The sequence below is a fragment of the Brevibacterium sp. LS14 genome (genome assembly GCF_012027885.1).
GTDB classification, from domain to species: Bacteria; Actinomycetota; Actinomycetes; order Actinomycetales; family Brevibacteriaceae; genus Brevibacterium; species Brevibacterium casei.
The window spans coordinates 19,761-40,302 of sequence record NZ_SJXG01000047.1 but is presented as its reverse complement, the minus strand read 5'-3'; the positions used below and the strand labels follow the sequence as shown (position 1 = coordinate 40,302).

At 69.6% G+C, this 20,542-nt stretch carries 17 protein-coding genes; 15 read left to right on the top strand and 2 right to left on the bottom strand.

Going from position 1 to position 20,542, the window contains the following annotated elements; genetic code table 11:
• Positions 1 to 25 precede the first annotated feature (25 nt).
• Complete coding sequence (locus EZE58_RS08240; RefSeq protein WP_009377552.1) at positions 26 to 388, top strand: cupin domain-containing protein; 363 nt, start codon at positions 26 to 28, stop codon at positions 386 to 388.
• A 2-nt stretch (positions 389 to 390) separates the two neighbouring features.
• On the opposite strand, the gene EZE58_RS08235 is transcribed toward EZE58_RS08240, so the two are convergent.
• On the bottom strand, positions 391 to 1,035 hold the full coding sequence (locus EZE58_RS08235) for a TetR/AcrR family transcriptional regulator (RefSeq protein WP_164672038.1): 645 nt from the start codon (positions 1,033 to 1,035) through the stop codon (positions 391 to 393).
• Between the two features lie 141 nt (positions 1,036 to 1,176).
• On the opposite strand from EZE58_RS08235, the gene EZE58_RS08230 reads away from it, so the two are divergent.
• From EZE58_RS08230 to EZE58_RS08215, 4 genes are all read left to right on the top strand, one after another.
• Positions 1,177 to 2,682: an APC family permease gene (locus EZE58_RS08230; RefSeq protein ID WP_009377549.1), complete on the top strand. Its 1,506-nt coding sequence runs from the start codon at positions 1,177 to 1,179 to the stop codon at positions 2,680 to 2,682.
• The gene (locus tag EZE58_RS08225) at positions 2,682 to 4,331 is read left to right on the top strand and encodes a N,N-dimethylformamidase beta subunit family domain-containing protein (protein ID WP_009377548.1); all 1,650 of its coding nucleotides are present in this window, start codon (positions 2,682 to 2,684) and stop codon (positions 4,329 to 4,331) included. Before EZE58_RS08230 ends, EZE58_RS08225 begins: the two co-directional genes overlap by 1 nt.
• A complete protein-coding gene (locus EZE58_RS08220; RefSeq protein ID WP_009377547.1) occupies positions 4,328 to 4,687 on the top strand; it encodes a cupin domain-containing protein in 360 nt (119 codons plus the stop codon). Before EZE58_RS08225 ends, EZE58_RS08220 begins: the two co-directional genes overlap by 4 nt.
• Before the next feature lie 143 nt (positions 4,688 to 4,830).
• Positions 4,831 to 6,027 carry an aminotransferase class I/II-fold pyridoxal phosphate-dependent enzyme gene (locus tag EZE58_RS08215; RefSeq protein ID WP_009377546.1) on the top strand — a complete coding sequence of 399 codons (1,197 nt, stop codon included), beginning with the start codon at positions 4,831 to 4,833 and terminating at the stop codon, positions 6,025 to 6,027.
• 31 nt (positions 6,028 to 6,058) lie between these two features.
• Here EZE58_RS08215 and EZE58_RS08210 read toward each other — a convergent pair whose 3' ends face one another.
• Positions 6,059 to 6,601 carry an AAA family ATPase gene (locus tag EZE58_RS08210; RefSeq protein ID WP_009377545.1) on the bottom strand — a complete coding sequence of 181 codons (543 nt, stop codon included), beginning with the start codon at positions 6,599 to 6,601 and terminating at the stop codon, positions 6,059 to 6,061.
• A 74-nt stretch (positions 6,602 to 6,675) separates the two neighbouring features.
• On the opposite strand from EZE58_RS08210, the gene EZE58_RS08205 reads away from it, so the two are divergent.
• The 10 genes from EZE58_RS08205 (at position 6,676) to EZE58_RS08160 (ending at position 20,535) form a co-directional block, all read left to right on the top strand.
• Positions 6,676 to 8,169 carry an amidase gene (locus tag EZE58_RS08205; RefSeq protein WP_009377544.1) on the top strand — a complete coding sequence of 498 codons (1,494 nt, stop codon included), beginning with the start codon at positions 6,676 to 6,678 and terminating at the stop codon, positions 8,167 to 8,169.
• A 135-nt stretch (positions 8,170 to 8,304) separates the two neighbouring features.
• Positions 8,305 to 9,024 carry a DUF1345 domain-containing protein gene (locus EZE58_RS08200; protein WP_009377543.1) on the top strand — a complete coding sequence of 240 codons (720 nt, stop codon included), beginning with the start codon at positions 8,305 to 8,307 and terminating at the stop codon, positions 9,022 to 9,024.
• A 300-nt stretch (positions 9,025 to 9,324) separates the two neighbouring features.
• On the top strand, positions 9,325 to 10,419 hold the full coding sequence (locus EZE58_RS08195) for a Zn-dependent alcohol dehydrogenase (RefSeq protein ID WP_167560250.1): 1,095 nt from the start codon (positions 9,325 to 9,327) through the stop codon (positions 10,417 to 10,419).
• Between the two features lie 267 nt (positions 10,420 to 10,686).
• Positions 10,687 to 12,444 (top strand): urocanate hydratase, encoded by a 1,758-nt coding sequence (hutU, locus tag EZE58_RS08190; protein ID WP_167560248.1) that lies wholly within the window; start codon positions 10,687 to 10,689, stop codon positions 12,442 to 12,444.
• A gap of 97 nt (positions 12,445 to 12,541) precedes the next feature.
• Positions 12,542 to 13,783, top strand: coding sequence for an imidazolonepropionase (gene hutI / locus EZE58_RS08185; RefSeq protein ID WP_167560246.1), 1,242 nt, complete (start codon positions 12,542 to 12,544; stop codon positions 13,781 to 13,783).
• Positions 13,784 to 13,803: 20 nt separating this feature from the next.
• The gene (locus tag EZE58_RS08180) at positions 13,804 to 15,123 is read left to right on the top strand and encodes a YjiH family protein (RefSeq protein ID WP_009377539.1); all 1,320 of its coding nucleotides are present in this window, start codon (positions 13,804 to 13,806) and stop codon (positions 15,121 to 15,123) included.
• A gap of 123 nt (positions 15,124 to 15,246) precedes the next feature.
• The gene (gene hutH, locus EZE58_RS08175; RefSeq protein ID WP_095375170.1) at positions 15,247 to 16,968 is read left to right on the top strand and encodes a histidine ammonia-lyase; all 1,722 of its coding nucleotides are present in this window, start codon (positions 15,247 to 15,249) and stop codon (positions 16,966 to 16,968) included.
• A gap of 1 nt (position 16,969) precedes the next feature.
• Positions 16,970 to 18,277, top strand: a complete 1,308-nt coding sequence (locus EZE58_RS08170) for an allantoate amidohydrolase (protein ID WP_167560244.1) — start codon at positions 16,970 to 16,972, stop codon at positions 18,275 to 18,277.
• A complete protein-coding gene (locus EZE58_RS08165; RefSeq protein ID WP_009377536.1) occupies positions 18,274 to 19,671 on the top strand; it encodes a formimidoylglutamate deiminase in 1,398 nt (465 codons plus the stop codon). The genes EZE58_RS08170 and EZE58_RS08165 overlap by 4 nt, the downstream gene beginning before the upstream one ends.
• A 3-nt stretch (positions 19,672 to 19,674) precedes the next feature.
• On the top strand, positions 19,675 to 20,535 hold the full coding sequence (locus EZE58_RS08160; protein WP_040341574.1) for an IclR family transcriptional regulator: 861 nt from the start codon (positions 19,675 to 19,677) through the stop codon (positions 20,533 to 20,535).
• Positions 20,536 to 20,542: the final 7 nt, after the last annotated feature.

Below are 20,542 nucleotides of genomic sequence, written 5' to 3'. Positions count from 1 at the left end.
GTGATCGTGTGGCTACACTGTGGCCATGAGCGCAACGGAGCCGATCGACACCCGCACCCTGCCTCTCGAGCACGAGCCCATCGAGGACTGGCAGCGCCTCGACGAGCCTGCCGGGACCGCGACGACGGCCTTCGCCGAGCTCGGCACCATCGGCGGCGTCGACTACGGACTGTGGGAGATGAGCACCGGCGCGATGCGCGACATCGAAGGCGACGAAGCCTTCCTCGTTATCTCCGGCACCGGACGCATCGAGTTCGACGACCCCGCGCGCGGGCCCGTCGAGCTCTCACCCGGCAGTCTCGTCCGCCTCGAAGACGGGATGAAGACCCGCTGGTACATCGACGACGCCCCGCTGCGGAAGCTTTTCATCGCCCCGAGCGAGGACTGAGGTCACTCGGCCTCGCGGGTCGACCCGGCCTCGTTGGCCCGCTCGACGACGGCGGCGATCGTGCTCGCGTCGGTGATGACGAGACGCAGCAGCACCTCGGCGATCGTATCCGGCGGGACACCGTGATCGTCGTGGGACCAGAACATCGACTCGTTCGCCACGGCATCGAAGATCTCGAGGACGGCACGGGGATGCTCGGCGGTGAATTCTCCGGACTCGATGCCGCGGCGGATGACGGCCGCAGTCGTCGCGCGCGCCACCTCGACGGCGGTCTCCCATCGGGGGAAGAGCTCCGCGGTCGCAGGAGGGAGCCGGAAGAGCCACCTCGTGTCGAGCGACATCGTCAGCTCGAGCGCCGTCTCGTCGCGGATGAGGCGGAAGAGGTCGAGCGCGGGGTCGTCCGGGGTGTGGTCGAAGCGGTCGCTGAGCAGGGGTGACATCGTCACCCGCCGGTCGATGAGCTCCTGGCCGATCGCCTCTTTGCCGGCGAAGTAGTGGAACAGGGACGGCTGCTTGATCCCCACCGCCTCGGTGATCGCCCGCGTGCTCGCGCCCTGGTATCCCAGCTCGGAGAACAGTCGGGCGGCCTCGGAGAGGATCCGCTCCCTCGTGTCGCCATTGACGTCGACACTGCGCGGCCTCGCCATCATCGCCTCCCGAAAAAATGATTCACAAACAGCCTATCGGATGATAGGTTACACATTAATCTATCGACCGATAGATTAATCCGAGCGGCGGTCGCTCCGGTTGCGACCGCCTCGGCGTCACCTCCTACGAAGGGATGCAATGTGGCACCCTCTGCGCCCACCGAGACAACCAGTCCCTCGAGCCGACGGGGCATCGGCACCCCGGGGCTCGTCTTCTTCGTCCTCGCGGCAGCCGCACCGCTGACGATCCTCGCCGGCTTCGTTCCCCTCGGCATGCTCGCCGGCGGGGATGCGATCGTCCTCGGATTCCTCTACCCCGGGCTCGTCTACCTCCTCTTCGCCGTCGGCTACACGACGATCGCCCGCCACGTCCCCGGCGGCGGCGCGTTCCTCACCTACATCGCCGCCGGTCTCGGCGCCCGCACCGGATCGGTGGCGGGCATGATCGCCTACGTCGGCTACCTCGGCGGACAGATCGGCTTCACCGCCTCGGCGTCGGTCTTCGCCTCCTTCACGATCGAGACCCTCACCGGAATCCGTCTCCACTGGCTGCCGATCGCCGTCGTCATCACCGTCCTCGTCCTCACCCTCGGACTCCGACGGGTAGGGGTGGGGGCGGCCACCGTGGCCGTGCTCCTCGTCGCCGAATGCGCGATCCTCGCCGTCTTCGCCGTCGCCGTCCTCATCCAGGGCGGGTACGAAGGGCTCACGCTCGCGGCCTTCGCTCCCGAGAAGTGGGTGAGCGCTGCGCTGCCGGGAGTCTTCGTCCTCACCTTCACCGCCTTCGTCGGCTTCGAGCAGACCACGGTCTACCGCACCGAGACGCGGGCCCCGAACCGCACGATCCCGCGAGCGACCTACCTCGCCGTCGCGATCCTGCTCGTCGGCTACACCTTCGGCGCGTGGGTGATCCTCCAGGCCGCCGGGCAGTCGCGCGTCACCGCCCTCCTCGCAGGCGACCCGTCCGAACTCGTCTTCACCCTCAACGACGAATTCGTCGGCCCCGCGGCGACAGCCGTCATGCTCATCCTCGTCGTCACGAGCTTCATCGCCGGCGTCATCGCCCTGCAGAACACGTCCGCCCGCTACCTCGTCAACCTCGCCCGCGGCGGACTGCTGCCGGGAGGGCTCTCCCGGCTGGCGACCTCGGGCAGCCCGCTGACGGCGAACTTCGTCCAAGCCGGCCTCGTCCTCATCGCGCTCGTCATCTTCGCAGCCGTCGGCGCCGATCCGTATACGCAGATCGTCACGTGGACGAACACCCCGACGATCATCGCCGTCCTCGTTCTCCAGATCCTCACCTCGATTTCGGTCGTCAGCTACTTCCGTCGCAACCGCCGCAGAGAGACTCGGTGGACGACGGCGATCGCACCCGCGCTCTCCGCCGTCCTCGTCACCGTCGCCCTCGTCCTCCTCATCGCGCAGATGGGGGCGCTCACCGGCCTCGGTCCCGCGGGCAACGCGTGCGTCATCGCCCCGCTCGTCCTCGCCGGAGCCTACGGCCTCCTCCGGGCACGGAGGGTCCACCCCGGACGGGCGACCCTGGCCACCCTCGGTGCCGAGACTATCGACCCCGCCGATCGCCCGGACCCCCGACTCGAGACCCCGACCCCCGACCATCACCGCAGCACAGAGAGAGAAGGATGATGAACACTCGCACCGACTACGCCTGGTCGACCCCGAGAGGCCTCGTCGAACGCCCCGGAGAGTACCCTGAGACCACCGAGCTGTGGGGCTACACCGACCGCTTCGCCTACCGGCAGGGAGAGCAGGTCGACCTCCGGGTGCACACGACCGCTGAGACCTTCGACGTCGAGATCATCCGCGAGGGCGCCCGACCCGAGACCGTCTTCACGGCGACCGGGGTGCCGGGCACGCGGCAGGAGACCCCCGCCGATGCGTACGCGACCGGCTGCGGGTGGTCGAGCTGCCTGACGATCGACCTCGGTGAGGACTTCACTCCGGGCTACCACCTCGTCGTCTTCCGCACCCAGGACGACCACGGGCGGGAGATCGAGCAGGAGTCGTTCTTCATCGTCCGCCCCGACAACCCCGCCGATGTCGACATCGTCCTCGTCCACGCCACCTCGACCATGCTCGCCTACAACGACTGGGGCGGCGGCAACCACTACCGGGGCCTGCCCGACGGCGACCGCAACGACATCCCCTCGCCGTACTCGTCGATGCACCGGCCCATCGCCCGCGGCATGCTGCGCAAACCGGTCGGGGCCCCGCGCAACGCGCACACCGATCTCAGCGTCCCGATCGGCTGGGAGCCGCGGCACCCGACGTACGAATGGGCGTGGCAGCGTGGATACTCCCGCCACCACAACGATGCCGGGTGGGCGAACTACGAACGCCCGTTCACGATCTGGGCCGAGGAGCAGGGCTACCGCGTCGGCCACCTCACCCAGAACGAACTCCACGCCGAACCCGACTGCCTCGACGGGGCGCCGGTCGTCGTCATCGTCGGCCACGACGAGTACTGGTCGTGGGAGATGCGCGACACCCTCGACGCCTACGTCGACGCCGGCGGGCACCTCGCCCGCTTCGGCGGCAACTACGTGTGGCAGGTCCGCCTCGACCTCGACGCCGGTGTGCAGACCTGCTTCAAGGACCCGAGCGCCGACCCGATCCGCGCCACCGACCCGACCCGCCTGACCACGGCCTGGGATGCCCCGGAGATCGGTCGGCCCGGCGCTGAGACGATGGGCCTGACCGGCCTCGGCGGTGCCTACATCCGCTACGCCTCGGCGGTGCCGCGCGGCAGCGGCGGATACACCGTCTACCGCGAGAACCACTGGGCGCTCACCGGCACGGACCTCTACTACGGCGACGTGTTCGGCCAGGCGCCGCTGTGCATCGCCGCGTTCGAAGTCGACGGCTGCGACTACACGTTCCGTCACGGACTGCCCTATGCCACCGGCGCCGACGGCGCCCCCGAGGACCTCGAGATCATCGCCATGGCGCCTGCGGTCTCCGGGGGAGAGGACCGCTGGTCCGGTCGCGTGCCGATCGGGGCACCCGCCGCCGAACTCGCCGACCTCTACGCCGGAATCTACCCCGACGGCATCCCACCCCACCACCAGGGGCCCGGCTACGGATCGTCCATGGTCGTGACCTTCACCCGCGGCGACGGTGAGGTGTTCTGCGCCGGGACGACCGACTGGCCCTACGGACTCGAAGCGAACGACCCGTTCGTCACGATCATCACCCGCAACGTCCTCGACCGCTTCATCGCGGCCGGACGAGACGGCGCCCAGGCGCCGGCGACGAACACGAAGGAGCAGCGATGAGCGCAGCGGACACCGTCCAGATGCTTACCGAGCACCCGAACCGGGCCGTCACCCCGGCGCTGAGCGACTACGACGCGCACTCGGAGGGCTGGTCGGAGACGGAGTTCCAGGTCGAGACCGGCCCGTCGACGGTGGCAGGCCGATGGGTGGGCGAACCCGGCTGGGTCGAATTCGACTCGTGGCCCTACCGGGAGTTCTGCGTCATCGTCTCCGGCAGGGTCGCCGTCGAGAGCAGCGACGGCACGCAGCGCTTCGAGTACGGCCCCGGAGACGCGTTCACCATCCCGCAGGGCTTCTCCGGCCGGTGGGTCACGCTCGAACCGACCCGGAAGGTCTTCATCGGCGTCACCGAGTGAGCCGGCCGGGACTCGACAGCCGCCCTTGACGCCGTCGATTATCGTGTGGGGTAGGTTGGCGCTCCGCCCGTGCGGAGCGCCTCCTCCTGCCAGCTGCACCACCACCTCGGCGCCGGTGCCGGGGGCACACGAAGGAGCCGCCGATGAAGACTGCCAAGCGACTGTCCGACCTGGGCACGGAGACCGCGTTCCGTGTCGCGCAGGCGGCCGCGGACTGGAGGGCGCAGGGGAACCGGGTCTATCCGTTCCACCTCGGCGACCTCGACTTTCCGATGGCCCCGCACATCGTCGAGGCGATGAACCGGGCGATCGCGGACGGGAAGACCGGGTACTGCCCGGGTCCGGGGATCCCCGAACTGCGGGCAGCGCTCGCCGAGGACATCGGGTCGCGCCGCGGCATCGACATCGACCCCGCCGAGGTGGTCGTCACGACCGGCGGCAAGCCCGTGATCACGAAGTTCCTCCAGGCCGTCATGGACCCCGGTCAGTCCGTGCTCTACCCCAACCCCGGGTTCCCGATCTACGAATCCCAGATCGAATACCTCGGCGGCAGGGGCCTGCCCTACGGGTACGTGCCGACCGAGGACGGATTCGCCATCGATCTCGACCGGCTGCGGGACTCGATCGACGAGACGACCGTGGCGATCATCTACAACGATCTGCAGAACCCGATCTCCGCGGAATCGACGGCCGAGGAGCGGGAGGCGATCGCGCAGATCGCCCAGGAGCACAACCTCTGGGTGCTCTCCGACGAGGCGTACTTCGAGATGCGCTACGGCGGGGAGTCGACGTCGATCGCGACCCTGCCGGGCATGCGCGAGCGCACCGTCATCCTCTACACGTTTTCGAAGAAGTTCGCGATGACCGGGTCGCGGCTCGGGTGTGCGGTCGCCCCGAAGGAGATCGCCGAGGCGATCTCGACGATGAACACCAACGACGAATCGTGCACGACCCACTACGTCCAGTGGGCGGGGATCTCGGCACTCCAGGGTCCGCAGGGCGGGGTCGCGGAGATGCTCGACGTCCTCCGGGCCCGCCGGGATGCCGCATGCACGCTCATCAACGCGATCCCCGGCATGGAGGTCGCCGTCCCCGAGTCGACGTTCTACATCTTCCCCGACGCCACCGAGGCGATGGCGGCGAAGGGGATCGCGACCCTGTCCGACTTTTCCACCGAGGCCCTCCACGCCACCGGCGTCTCCTTCTGCACCCGCGAGCACTTCGGGCGCCCGCTGCCCGGCGAGGACCGGAAGTACATCCGCCTCGCCTACTCGGGCATCGGGGAGGACGACATCGTCGAGGGCCTGACGAAGCTGAGGGAGTGGGTCGAGGCGGGGTGAGGGCCGGCAGACGGTGGCACCGGACGTCGGCTCAGGGAAGGCGGAACCGCTGTGCGGCGATGCCGTCGAGGACGGCGGACAGCGTCTCCTCCCTCGTCTGATCGCTGCTGTCGATCGCGTGGGGCTCGAGCTCGCCGAGGTGGGCGAACTGGTCCCACATCGCCGTGATCGGCCCGTTGTCAGTGAGGTCGTTCGGACCGGTGCGGGCCGTCGCCCGAGCAAGAGCGACCTCCCGCCGAGGTCGGAGCAGGCAGTAGTGGATGGTCGGCGCCTCCGGTTCGCGGGCCAGCCCCCGGAAGTGATCGAGCATCCACGGACCGACGATCCCATCGACGATGACGGTGTACCCTCCCCGGGCGTAGATGCCCGCCGCCGAGGCGATGACGGTCATCACCGTCTGATTCTGTCGGTCCGATTCCGGCAGATAGGGCGGGATCGATCCCGCAGCGATGAAGTGCCAGAAGTCGTCGGTGTGCAGGTGGACGGAGAGAGCGAACTCGGCGGCCAGCGCCCGCGCCGTCGTCGACTTCCCAGCGCCGGGCGGACCGGCGAGAATGATGACATCACCGTGCATAGTCGGCAGTGTAGCGGCATCATCGTCATCCGGCTGCGCGACGCCGAGGAGGGTGCGATGTCAGGTCTGAGCGCATGAGCGCGGCCAGCGAGCTCTGGGCGCTGCCGGCGACCGAGGTGCTCGCGCGCTTCCGGACCAGAGACCTTTCCCCGGTCGAGTACCTCGAAGCCCTGACCGCGCGCATCGAGGACAGGGACGACGACCTCGGCGCCCTCACGGAGGTCCTCCCGGAGGCGACCGCCTCGGCGAGGGACGCGGAACGGTTCTATCGCAAGACCCGAGCGGACGAACTCGATGACATCCTCGCGATGCGCCCGCTCGCGGGCCTGCCCGTCATTGCCAAGGAGAAGCACGCGCTCGCCGGGCACACCCTCACCCAGGGGCTGCTGCCCAACCGCTTCGCCGTCGCCCACCGCGACGCCGCCGTCATCCGCCGCATCCGCGACGCCGGCGGCTACATCCACGCTCGATCGGCGACCCCGGAGTTCAGCTGCGCGACGATCACGCACTCGCCGATGTGGGGTGTGACCCGCAACCCGTGGAACCCGGAGCTGTCCCCCGGCGGGTCCTCCGGCGGGTCGGGTGCCGCGCTCGCCGCGGGCTTCGGGCCCCTGGCCACGGCCTCGGACATTGCCGGATCGACGAGGCTGCCCGCCGCGTTCACCGGCACCGTCGGGTTCAAAGCCCCGTACGGCCGGATTCCCGGCGAGCCCCCGCTCTCGGCCGACTGGTACCGCGGGGACGGGCCGATGGCCCGGACCGTCGCCGACACCGCGCTCCTCGCCCGGGTCATGGCCGGTGTCGATTCGACCGATCCGTCGTCGATCGACTCACCCCATTTCCTCGCCGGATTCGACCGCACCCCCGCCGAGGTGGTCGAAAGCCTCAAGGGCAAACGCGTAGCCGTGTGCCTGCGGCTCGGGGACTTCCCCGTCGGCGACGACATCATCCGCAACACCGGAGCCGTCGCGTCGGCCCTCGCCTTCGCCGAGGCCGAGGTCGCCGAGATCGAACTGCCGTGGACGGCCGAGCGGATCTTCGAGACCGCCTTCACTCACTTCGGCACCATCCTCGCCCCCGCGATGAGGGCGGCCACCCGGGGCCACGAGGATTCCCTCGCCGACTACACGAGGCGGTTCATGGCCGACGCCGAGGCGGTCGCCGCCCGCCGGTCCCTCTACGACGGGCTCGTCATGGAGGCCGAGATCCAGGCCGAACTCGCCACCGCGATGGCCGGGTTCGACGTTCTGCTCGCCCCCACCTCGGCGGTGGCAGGACTGCTTGCGGGGGCGAGCTACCTCGACGGGATCCGGATCGGCGCCGACGGCATCGGGCGGGAGGGCACCGGTGCGGGGGCCCGGCTCGAGCACTACTGGCAGGCGCACATGACGATGTCATTCAACATCTGCAACCGGGTGCCCATCGTCAACGTGCCCTCGGGGATGGCCGACTGCGGCATCCCCACCGGAGTCCAGATCGTCGGACATCCCTTCGCCGACCGCAGCGTCTTCGACGTCGCCGCCGCTGTCGAACTGCTCCGCCCGTGGGCGGGACTCGCACCGGGGTGAATCGCTCGCCCGATCCGGCACACGGGTCGACCGTGCACCCGGGAGGGTCCGCCGGCCTCGGCTAGGGTGAGCGGGAAGGAGACCAGCGACGCGCGAGCCGGAGAGATGCCGACGATGAGACCCCGCCACAGTCAGATGATCACGATCTCCGACGACGCACGCTCGAACGTGAGCATCCTGCCCGCCGTCGTCGTCGGGGGAGTCGTCGTCCTCGGGTTCGGCCTCACCCCGCTCGGGTCCCACGACTCCCAGCTCACGGATGCAACCCAGCGGCTCATCGAGATCTTCCTCATCGGCTGGCCCGTCTACGCACTCGTCTACCTGCTGTGGACCCATGCCGGGCTCAAGGACCTCACCGAGACCGAACTCGTCGTCCACTCGCGGTGGGCGATCGCGCGCCGACGCCGGTGGATCTCGATCCTCTTGAGCAGCGGGGGAGCGGTGTCGTGGACGATCATCGCCGCCTCGGTCGCGATCCTCCTCAACCTCTACCTCATCACCGTCGGCGACGAAGCCCGCAGCGGCATGGCCGCGGTGCTCGGGTTGGCCAACGTCGTCGCGTCCTGGGCAGTCATGGTCTACTCGTTCGCGCTTGAGTACATGCGCCTCGACCTCCGCGAAGGCGGCAGCGCTGGGGCCCGCCAGCTCGAGTTCGACATGGGCGGGGACCGAACGTTCGGCGATTACCTGACGTTCTCCGTGCTCTCGTCGACGATGACCGCGGCCCTGCCCGGCAAGGCGATCACCCGGGCCGGCTGGACGCTCGTGCGCACGAACGTCATCGTCGCCTTCGCCTTCAACTCCGTCGTCGTCGCCACCCTCGTCTCGATGATCCTCTCCTCCGTGACGATGTGAGCGGGACCGGGCAGTGGGCGTCGGTCGGACGGGCTCGGGACGGTTTCCGGTGGCCTTCCCGCCGCTCTCGAGAATCGGCAGGTCAGCCTGCTGACCAGCGCAAAGAGGCTGGTGGCGGGTGGCTGTCGACCCCTCGACACCGTTTCTTAACGGGCGTACGCTCAACGTGGGTGCCGATGGTTCGATCACTGATCTCTCTGTGATCGTCGTTCCTTCGCAGTGATCGCTCTCCGGTGTCCGGGGCCAGTCGGGACTGTGCCGCTGGTCGACACCACTTCATGGGATTGCAAAGGAGCAGCTATGCGCGCATCAGTGTCCGAACAGGTCGGATCGCCCTTCACGACGAAGGAGATCTCGATCGCCGACCCCCTCGACCGCGAAGTCCTCATCGACGTCCGAGCCTCAGGGCTCTGCCACTCCGACCTCCACATCGTCGAAAGCGGCTACGGTTTCGGCTTTCCGGGAGTCTTCGGCCATGAGATCGCCGGCGTCGTCACAGCCGTCGGCCCGGAGGTGAGCACCATCGCCGTCGGCGACCATGTCGTCGGCTGTCTCATCCAGTTCTGCGGTGCCTGCACCACCTGCCTGTCCGGTCGCACCTACGAATGCCCGAACCCGCAGGCGACGCTGCGCGGCCCTGACTCTCCTCCCCGGCTGAGCGCCGAGGACGGAACGCCGCTGGCGCAGGGATGGGCACTCGGCGGATTCGCCGAGCAGGCCCTCGTCCACGAGAACCAGCTCGCGGTCGTCCGTGCCGACATCCCCTTCCCGCAGGCGGCTATCCTCGGCTGCGCGGTCGTCACCGGGGCCGGATCGGCGATCAACACCGCCGGGGTGAGGGTCGGTGACTCCGTCGCCGTCATCGGCACCGGCGGAGTCGGACTCAACGTCATCTCCGGAGCCCTGCTCGCCGGAGCGAGCACGGTCATCGCCATCGACATCATCGACGACAAACTCGAGGTGGCGAAACGCTTCGGCGCCACCGATGTCATCAATTCCGCGAGCGTCGACGCCGTCGCAGCCGTTCGGGAGATCACCGGGGGCGGCGTCGACCACGCCTTCGAGGTCATCGGCCTGCCGGCGACCCAGGAGCAGGCGATCGCCCTGCGCAAGGTCGGCGGGCACGCCTATCTCATCGGGATCGCGAAGCCCGATGCCACCGTCACCCTCGACACCTCACTCGCGGCGCTCGTCTCCCACGCCAGCGTCCAGGGAGTCTCGATGGGCTCGACCAACCTCAAACGCGACATCCCCATGTACGCCGACCTCTACATGCAGGGCCGACTCAACCTCGACGATCTCATCAGCCAGGAGATCTCCCTCGACGAGGTCGACGAGGCCTACGCGAAGCTCAAGAGCGGCGAGGTCATCCGCTCGATCATCACCCGGTTCTGAGCGACCCGCTCCGCTGGGCCCGGATCACGTGCTGTCCGAAATTTCGGACAGAACTTGATCCGGGCCACTTCCGCTCCGGCTCCCAACGGACACAATGGTGTGTGTAGACAGAGACGATTCCACGGCAGGCGACACATCGACCGGCCACGGACGGGCAGCAGGCCGCCTTCCACTCAGTCGGACAGGCCGAACCGCTCAGATCGCACACAGCAGCGGCCCCACCTGCGGCATCACGCAGCAGGAGGGGACGGAACGAAAGGGAGCCACATGACCGCCACGACCGAGAACAGCGGGGCGACCACCTCGGCGACGAAGCCGACCTTCACCCAGCACGACCCCAGCCGGGTCATCCGCGCCGATCGCGGCACCGAGATCACCGCGAAGAACTGGCAGACCGAGGCCGCGAAGCGGATGCTCATGAACAACCTCGACCCAGAGGTCGCCGAACGTCCCGAGGACCTCGTCGTCTACGGCGGCACCGGCCGCGCCGCCCGCTCGTGGGAGGCCTACGACGCGATCGTGCGCACCCTCGACGACCTCGAGGACGACGAGACCCTTCTCATCCAGTCGGGCAAGCCCGTCGGAGTGCTGCGCACCAACGAATGGGCGCCGCGCGTCCTCATCGCCAACTCCAACCTCGTCGGCGACTGGGCGAACTGGGAGCACTTCCGCGCACTCGAAGCCGAGGGCCTGATGATGTACGGCCAGATGACCGCAGGCTCGTGGATCTACATCGCCACCCAGGGCATCCTCCAGGGCACGTACGAGACCTTCGCCGCGATCGCCCGCAAGCGCTTCGACGGGACGCTCGCGGGAACCCTGACGATCACCGCCGGCTGCGGCGGCATGGGCGGGGCCCAGCCGCTCGCCGTCACCCTCAACGGCGGCGCCTGCCTCATCATCGACGTCGACAAGACCCGCCTCGACCGCCGACAGGCCAAGCGCTACCTTGACGAGGTCGAGACCGACCTCGACACCGCACTGGCCAAGGTCATCGAGGCGAAGAGGAACAAGCAGGCGCTCTCGGTCGGACTCGTCGGCAACGCCGCCGAGATCCTCCCGCTCATCCTCGACCGCGATGAGGCCGCCGAGGTCGACATCGTCACCGACCAGACCTCCGCCCACGACCCGCTCTCCTACCTCCCGCTCGGCGTCAGCCTCGAGGACTGGCAGTCCGAGGCCGAGCAGGACGCCGAGAAGTTCACGCTCCGCGCCGAGGAGGCCATGGCCAAGCACGTGCGTGCCATGGTCGAGTTCCAGGACCGCGGTGCCGAGGTCTTCGACTACGGCAACTCGATCCGCGATGAGGCCCGCAAGGCCGGCTACGACCGGGCCTTCGAGTTCCCCGGCTTCGTCCCCGCCTACATCCGCCCCCTCTTCTGCGAGGGACTCGGACCGTTCCGCTGGGTCGCGCTCTCCGGCGACCCGAAGGACATCGAGGTCACCGACGCCGCGCTCAAGGAGCTCTTCCCCGAGAACGAGTCCCTCCACCGCTGGCTCGACGCCGCCCACGAGTACGTCGAGTTCGAGGGCCTGCCTGCCCGCATCTGCTGGCTCGGCTACAAGGAGCGCCACAAGGCGGGCCTGCTGTTCAACCAGCTCGTCGCCGAGGGCAAGGTCTCCGCCCCGATCGTCATCGGCCGCGACCACCTCGACTCCGGCTCGGTGGCCAGCCCCTACCGTGAGACCGAGTCGATGCTCGACGGCACCGACGCCGTGGCCGACTGGCCGCTGCTCAACGCCCTGGTCAACACCTCCTCGGGTGCGACCTGGGTCTCGATCCACCACGGCGGCGGCGTCGGCATCGGCCGCTCCATCCACGCCGGTCAGGTGTCCGTGGCCGACGGCACCGAGCTCGCGGCGAAGAAGCTCGCCCGCCTGCTCACCAACGACTCGGGCATGGGCGTCATCCGCCACGTCGACGCCGGCTACGAACGGGCCGTCGAGGTCGCCGAGGAGCGCGGCATGCGCATCCCGATGATCCCCGAACTCGACGTCCGCGACGAGGAATCCGCCGCCCAGTGACCCGTCGATCCCATCGCCCCGCCGGCCATGCCGTCCCTCGGACGACCGGCCTGCGGGGCGGTGGGACTCCGGCGTTCCCGACCCGAAAGGCCCTGCGATGAAGCTCATCACCGGCATCAGCGAACTCGTCACCAACTCGGATCCGACCGAGCTCATGGCCCGCCCCAGCCTCGGCGCGGGCGATCTCCACACCCTCACCGACGCGGCGCTCATCATCGACGACGGGAAGGTGGCCTGGTCGGGTCCCGCCGCCGAGGCGGACGCCGCCCTGAACTCGCTCACGCTCGCTGCCCCCGACGCCCCCGTCGAGACGATCGACCTCGGTGGGAAGGCCGTCATCCCCGGCTTCGTCGACAGCCACAACCACCTCGTCTTCGCCGGTGACCGCTCCGCCGAGTTCGCCGCGCGCATGGCCGGTGAGAAGTACTCGGCCGGGGGGATCGCGACGACGGTCGCCGCGACCCGCGCCGCCACCGACGAGGAGCTTGAAGCCAACCTCGTCCACCTCGTGGACCAGGCCACCCGGCAGGGAACGACGACGTTCGAGATCAAGTCCGGCTACGGACTCACGCTCGACGACGAGATCCGCGCGCTCGAGATCATCGGGCGGCACACACCGGAGTCGACGCTCATCGCCGCCCACGTCGTTCCCCCGGAGTACAAAGCCGACCCGGAGGCCTACGTCGCCCTCGTCATCGACGAGATCATCCCCGCCGCCGTCGGCAAAGCGAAGTGGATCGACGTCTTCTGCGAAGAGGGCGCCTTCGACGAGGACCAGACCCGGCGCGTCATCGAAGCGGGCAAGTCCGTGGGCATGAAGGCCCGCCTCCACGCCAACCAGCTCACCCAGGGCGGGGCACTGCGCCTCGGCGCCGCGCTCGGCTGCACCTCCGTCGACCACGCGACCTTCGCCTCCGATGAGGACCTCGCCGTCCTCGCCGAGGCGGGCACCGTCGTCACCCTGCTGCCCGGCGTCGAGTTCTCCACCCGTCAGCCCTACCCGGACGCTCGCCGCTACCTCGCCGCCGGGGTGCGCCTGGCCATCGCCTCGGACTGCAACCCGGGGTCGTGCTTCACCAACAGCCTGCCGTTCTGCATAGCCGTGGCCGTGCGGGACATGCACTTCACCGTCGACCAGGCCGTGTGGGCGGCGACCGCCGGGGGTGCCCACGCCCTCGATCGCAGCGACGTCGGCCACCTCGGCGCCGGAGCGCAGGCCGATCTCGTCGTCCTCGACGCCCCGAGCTACCGGCACCTCGCCTACCGGCCCGGCGTCCACCTCGTCGACCGCGTCTTCGCAGGCGGCGAACTCGTCGCCGACAACCGAGCCCAGCACTGAGCCCGATTCGAAGGAGAATCATGGACACCCCGACAGAGGCACAGACTTCGACGAAACGGCCCGGCACCTGGCGGTTCTTCGCCTACAGTGCGATCGGGATCGTCATGTTCTTCGTGCCCGTGACGATCGCCGGCACCTCGACGATCCCGCTCGACCACATCGTCACCGCGATCCGCACCTTCGCCGGACCCGTCGTACCGTTCATCGTGCTCGCGCTCATCCTCCTCGGCGCCGTCCGCCCCTTCGTCACGGGAACATGGAAGTCCTCGGTGACGAAGGGGATCTTCGCCGTCCTCGGCGTCGTCGGACTCGTCGTCGCGATCCTCATCCTCACCGCCCCGCCGGCCTGGCTCGCCGCTGAGGACATCGGGCCCTTCCTCTGGGACAAGCTCGTCATCCCCGTCGGCCTCATCGTCCCCGTCGGTGCGATCTTCCTGGCCCTCCTCGTCGGGTACGGGCTCATGGAGTTCATCGGCGTCCTCGTCCAGCCGATCATGCGCCCGGTGTTCAAGACCCCGGGCCGTTCGGCCATCGACGCGGTCGCCTCGTTCGTCGGCAGCTACTCGCTCGGTCTGCTCATCACCAACCGCGTGTACAAGGAGGGCAAGTACACCGCACGGGAGGCCGCGATCATCGCCACCGGGTTCTCCACGGTCTCGGCGACGTTCATGATCGTCGTCGCGAAGACGCTCGACCTCATGGACCACTGGCTGCTCTACTTCTTCTTCACCCTCGTCGTCACGTTCGTCGTCACCGCGATTACCGTCCACCTCCCGCCGCTGCGGCGGATCCCGGACACCTACTACCCGGGGGCGACCCCGCAGCCCGAGGAGAAGGTGACCAAGCACCGTTTCCGCATCGCGTGGCGGGAGGCGAAGGCGACACTGGCAGAGACCCCGAGCCTGGGCCGGAACCTCTGGATCAACTTCCGTGACGGTCTGCTCATGGCATCGTCGATCCTGCCCTCGATCCTCTCCGTCGGCCTCATCGGACTGCTGCTGGCGAAGTACACCCCGATCTTCGACTGGCTCGGATGGATCTTCGTCCCCTTCACGTGGGTGACTCAGCTCTCCGACCCGGTCCTCGCCGGCAAGGCCTCCGCACTCGGGCTCGTCGAGATGTTCCTGCCCGCCACCCAGGTCGCCGGCTCCGACGACCTCGTGCTGCGCTTCGTCATCGCCGTCGTCTCCGTGGCCGGCATCATCTTCTTCTCCGCCATGGTGCCCTCGATCCTCGCCACCGAGATCCCGATCTCCGTCGGCGCGCTCGTCATCATCTGGTTCGAACGCGTCGTCCTCACGATCCTCATCTCCGCCCCGCTCGCCCACCTGCTCCTGTAACGTCCCGGCTCGCAGCGCCTACACTGCTCTGCGGGCCCGACCCCGACCAGTTCGACCACCCCGACCAACTCGACCACCCCGGCAGGACCGACCGGTCCGACCGACACAGAAGAAAGGCTCCCGATGCCCGCTGTCATCGATCTCGATCCCGACACCCTCACCTTCGCCGAGGTGGTCGACGTGGCCCGTGGCGACGCGAAGGTGTCGCTGAGCGAGAGGACCCTGGCCCGGGTCGCGAAGTACCGCGAGGCCGTCGACGCGCTCGCCGCCGCCCCGAAGCCCGTCTACGGTGTCTCGACCGGGTTCGGAGCCCTCGCCCAGCGCCACATCCCCGCCGAACTGCGCACGCAGCTGCAGAAGTCCCTCATCCGCTCGCATGCCGCGGGCGTCGGCGAACCCGTCGAACGCGAGGTCGTGCGCGCCCTCATGCTTCTGCGCGCCCGGACGCTCGCCACCGGGCGCGCCGGTGTCCGCGCCGAGGTGCTCCAGACCTACGTCGACATGCTCAACGCCGGCATCACCCCCGTCGTCCACGAGTACGGCTCGCTCGGCTGCTCGGGCGACCTCGCGCCCCTGTCCGCGTGCGCGCTCGTCGTCATGGGCGAAGGCGTCGCGGAGGGCCCCGACGGTGTCGCCGGTCCCGCCGATGAGATCCTCGCCGCTGCGGGCATCACCCCGGTCACGCTCGCCGAGAAGGAGGGCCTCGCCCTCGTCAACGGCACCGACGGGATGCTCGGCATGCTCATCATGGCCCTGACCGACCTCGAGAGCCTGCTCACCGCCGTCGACATCTCTGCGGCGATGAGCATCGAAGGACTCTTCGGCACCGACGCGGTCTTCGCGCCCGAGCTCCACTACGCGCTGCGCCCGCACGACGGTCAGGCCGCCTCGGCGGCGAACATGCTCGCAGCCCTCAAGGATTCGGGCATCACCGCCAGTCACCGCGACTCGACGCACCTCATCCAGGACGCCTACTCGATGCGCTGCGCCCCGCAGGTCAACGGCGCCGCCCGTGACGCGCTCGCCTTCGCCACGCAGGTCGCCGAACGCGAACTGCGGGCAGCGATCGACAACCCCGTCGTGCTCACCAACGGAATGGTGTCCTCGAACGGCAACTTCCACGGTGCCCCGCTCGCCCACGCCCTCGACTTCCTCGCGATCGTCGCCGCCGACGTCGCATCGATGGCCGAGCGCCGCACCGACCGGATGATGGACGTCGCCCGCAACCAGGACCTCACCCCTTTCCTCGCCGACGACGCCGGCGTCGACTCGGGTCTGATGATCGCCCACTACACGCAGGCGGCCATGGTTTCCGAGGCCAAGCGCAACGCGACCCCCGCCTCGGTCGATTCGATCCCGTCCTCGGCGATGCAGGAGGACCACGTGTCGATGGGCTGGTCGGCCGCCCGCAAGCTGCGCAAGGTCGTCGACAACCTCGCCAGCGTCATCGGCATCGAGCTCTACGCCGCCTCCCGCGCGTGCGACATGCGCGAGGCAGAGCCGGCACCGGTGACCGGAGCAGTGATCGCCGCGATCCGTGAGACCGTGCCCGGTCCCGGACCCGACCGCTTCCTCTCCCCGGAGCTCGCCGAGACGATCGCCAAGGTCAAGGACGGTTCCCTCGTCGCCGCCGCCGAGGCGGTCACCCCGCTCACCCACACCGTCACCGCGGCCGCCGGCACGTGGCAGCCGGTCGGCGGCGGTCCGGCCGTCGACGACCCCGACTTCACGGCGCTCGGCAACCTCGACGCCGCCGCCGAGGCCTCGGGCACGGCCGCCGCGACGACCGAGTACCACCCCGACGAGGCGGGTGCCGCCGGCGACACCGCGGGCGAGGGCCGCTGAGATGAGCGACGTCGTCTCCCTGCTCGGGCAGATCGAGGACACCGGACGTGACCCGCGAGGGCCGGGCTACCAGCGGACGGGCTTCTCGACGACGGAACGCGATCTGCGCGAATGGTTCCTCGCCGAGGTGAACCGGCGCGGTCTCGACACCGAGATCGACGCCAACGGCATCACGTGGGCGTGGGCGCACACGCCCAACGCGACGACCGGCGACGACTCGGCAGGAGGCGACGCGTCGGCGGGGCGGGCGAATGCCGTCGTCACCGGATCCCACCTCGACTCGGTGCCCGGCGGTGGCGCCTTCGACGGACCCCTCGGGGTCGCCTCGGCGCTCGCCGCCTTCGACGAGCTCCGGGACTCCGGCGCCCTCGAGCGCGCCACCCGGCCGCTCGCCCTCGCCGTCTTCCCCGAGGAGGAGGGTTCGCGCTTCGGTGTCGCCTGCCTCGGGTCGCGGCTCATCACCGGAGCGATCGATGCCGACCGTGCGCTCGGGCTCACCGACGCGAACGGGGACACGTTCGCCGACGTCGCCCGCGGCTACGGGCTCGACCCCGCACGCGTCGGCACCGACCCCGAACGCCTGCGGAGCATCGGCTCGTTCATCGAACTCCACGTCGAGCAGGGCATCGGACTGGCCGGCACTGATCAGGCTGTGGCCATCGGATCCTCCATCATCGGTCACGGACGCTGGCATCTCGCGTTCGCCGGTCAGGGCAATCACGCGGGAACGACTCCGATGAGCCACCGCGCCGATCCGGTGGTGGCCGCATCGCGAGTGATCGGCGACATCCCGACCCTAGCGGCCGCCACTGACGCGAGAGCCGTCGCCACCGTCGGGCGCACCCTCATCCACCCGGGCGGGACGAACGTCATCGCCTCGGCCATGAGCTTCTGGCTCGACATCCGGCACGAGTCCGATGCCGTCGTCGACCAGGTCCTCGCGGCGATCACCGCCCGGGCCCGCGAGCACGCCGCCGACACCGGGGTGAGCGTCACCGTCTCCCAGGAGTCGTACTCGCCGACAACACGCTTCACCGCCGACCTCAACGACCGTCTGCGCTCGGTGCTGCCGGAATCGCCGATGCTGCCCTCGGGGGCCGGCCATGACGCGGGGATCCTCGCCGCCCACGTGCCCTCGGCGATGCTCTACGTCCGCAACCCCACCGGCGTCTCCCACGCGCCGGAGGAGGCCTGCGAGGACGACGATGCGCGCGCCGGCGTCTCCGCGCTCGTCGCCGTGCTCGAGAGCGAACTCGGCGTCGCGACCGCCGACGACCTCGGTGTGCCGGCGACAGGAGGCGCGCGATGACCCGCTTCTGGTGCGAATCCGCGTGGGTCGACGGGGCCGTCGCCACCGGCGTCCTCCTCACCGCCGATGAGACCGGCACGCTCACCGCGGTCGACACAGGGATCGCGGAGGCGCCCGCCGACGCCGAGGTCATTCGCGGCCTCACCCTGCCTGGAGGCGTCAACGCCCATTCGCATGCCTTCCATCGCATCCTGCGCGGCCGCACCCACGGCGACGGCGGCACCTTCTGGACGTGGCGTGAGGTCATGTATTCCGTGGCCGGGCGTCTGAGCCCGGAGAGCTACGAGACCGTCGCCCGGGCCGTCTTCGCGGAGATGCTCGCCGGCGGCTACACCTCGGTCGGCGAATTCCACTATGTTCACCACGCTCCGGGCGGGACCCCCTACCCCGAGGCCCACGCGATGGAACGGGCGCTGGCTCGGGCGGCCGCCTCGGCGGGGATCCGGATCCGACTCCTCGACACGTGCTACCTCACCGGCGGCATCGGAACCGAGCTCTCCGACGAGCAGGCCCGCTTCGGCGACGGCACGATCGAGGGCTACCTCGACCGGCACACGCGACTCGAAGCGGACTTCGCGACCGAATTCCCCGTCGACACTGCGGGCAACAGCTTCGTCACCGTCGGGGCGGCGATCCACTCGGTGCGTGCGGTTCCGGCCGCCGACCTGCCGCGGTTTGCCGAGATCACCGGCCCCCTCCACGTCCACCTCTCGGAACAGCCGGCGGAGAACGAGGCGTCGATCGCCGCCTACGGGACGACCCCGACCCTGGTGCTCGCCCGTGCCGGAGTCGTCACGGAGCGGCTCTCCCCGGTCCATGCCACGCACCTCAGCGATGCGGACATCGCGACCCTCGGTGAGGGGGCGACGACGATCGTCATGTGCCCGTGCACGGAGGCCGACCTCGCCGACGGCATCGGTCCCGCCCGCGAACTCGCCGAGGCGGGAGCGACGATCGCGCTCGGCTCCGACCAGCACGTCGTCCTCGATGCGCTGCGCGAGACCCAGGGACTCGAGGCCGGTGAGCGGCTGCGCAGCGGAGAGCGCGGACGGTTCTCCCCGGCCGAACTCATCGACGCGCTCACTCGCGGCGGGGCACGCAGCCTCGACCTCCCTGTCGGTGAACTCGCCGTCGGGAAGGCGTGCGACTTCATCGCCGTGCGCACCGACAGCATGCGCACCGTCGGCTCGCTCGACGAGCAGGCCGTGCTCAGTGCGACCGCAGCGGACATCCACTCGACCGTGAGCGGGGGAGTCGTCCGCGTCCGCGACGGCGTCCACACCGCGCTCGGGTCGATCGCCGAACTCTACGCCGAGGCGTTCGCCGCCCTGGACATGGACCCGGGACGGCCGGCGTCCTCCCTGTCCGCACCTGACGCCTCGGCGGCGAGCTGAGGCATGGCGGAGGTCCCTGCGTTGCGACGGTCGGTGGCGATCCTCAGGCACTTGGCGTCATCGAACCGCGCGATCTCCGCGGGTGCCCTCGTCCGGGCCCTCGAGATCCCGCGCTCGAGCGTCTACGAGCTCCTCTCCGTGCTCGAGGAGCTCGGGCTCGTCGTGCGCACCGAACCGGGGTATGTGCTCGGTCCCGGAGTCCACGAGCTCGGCAGCTCGTACCTGCGGACAAACCCGCTGCAGCGCCTCGCGCAGCCGGTCGTGCGACAGTTGGCCGAGGACACCTCGGCGACCGCGCAGCTGGCGATCATCCGCGGGTGGGAGACCGTCTACGTGCTCAAGGAGCAGTCGCTGCGGTCCGTCGCCGTCGTCACCGCGACCGGCGTGCGGATGCCGAGCTACCTCACGGCGACGGGGCGCGCGATCCTCGCGCAGCTGCCGAAGTCCGAGGTGCTCGCGATGTTCCAGTCCGAGTCGTCGTTCGTCACCCGCACCGGGGTCGGCCCGGGCTCGTTGAGACAGCTGAACGCCCTGCTCGCCCAGACCAGGCGTGCCGGGTGGGCGATCGAACACGGTGAGGTGACGCCGGGGATCTCGACGCTCGCCGCCCCGGTCTATGACGTCCTCTCCCGCCCGATCGCCGCGATCGGACTCTCCGTCGCCGACCCTGCGGTCGGTGCTCAGGCCGGCACCGAGGCGGGTGCCGGCACCGAGGCGGGAGCCGGTGCGAGGGCTGACAGTGCAGACCGGGCCGACGCTGGGTCCGATGACGCTTCGGTGACCTCGGGCGCCGGTGAGGTGTCCGAGGACCTCGTCGAGCGTGTGCTCGCCGCAGCCGCCGAGGTGACCGCGAAGCTGCGGTGAGCGCTCG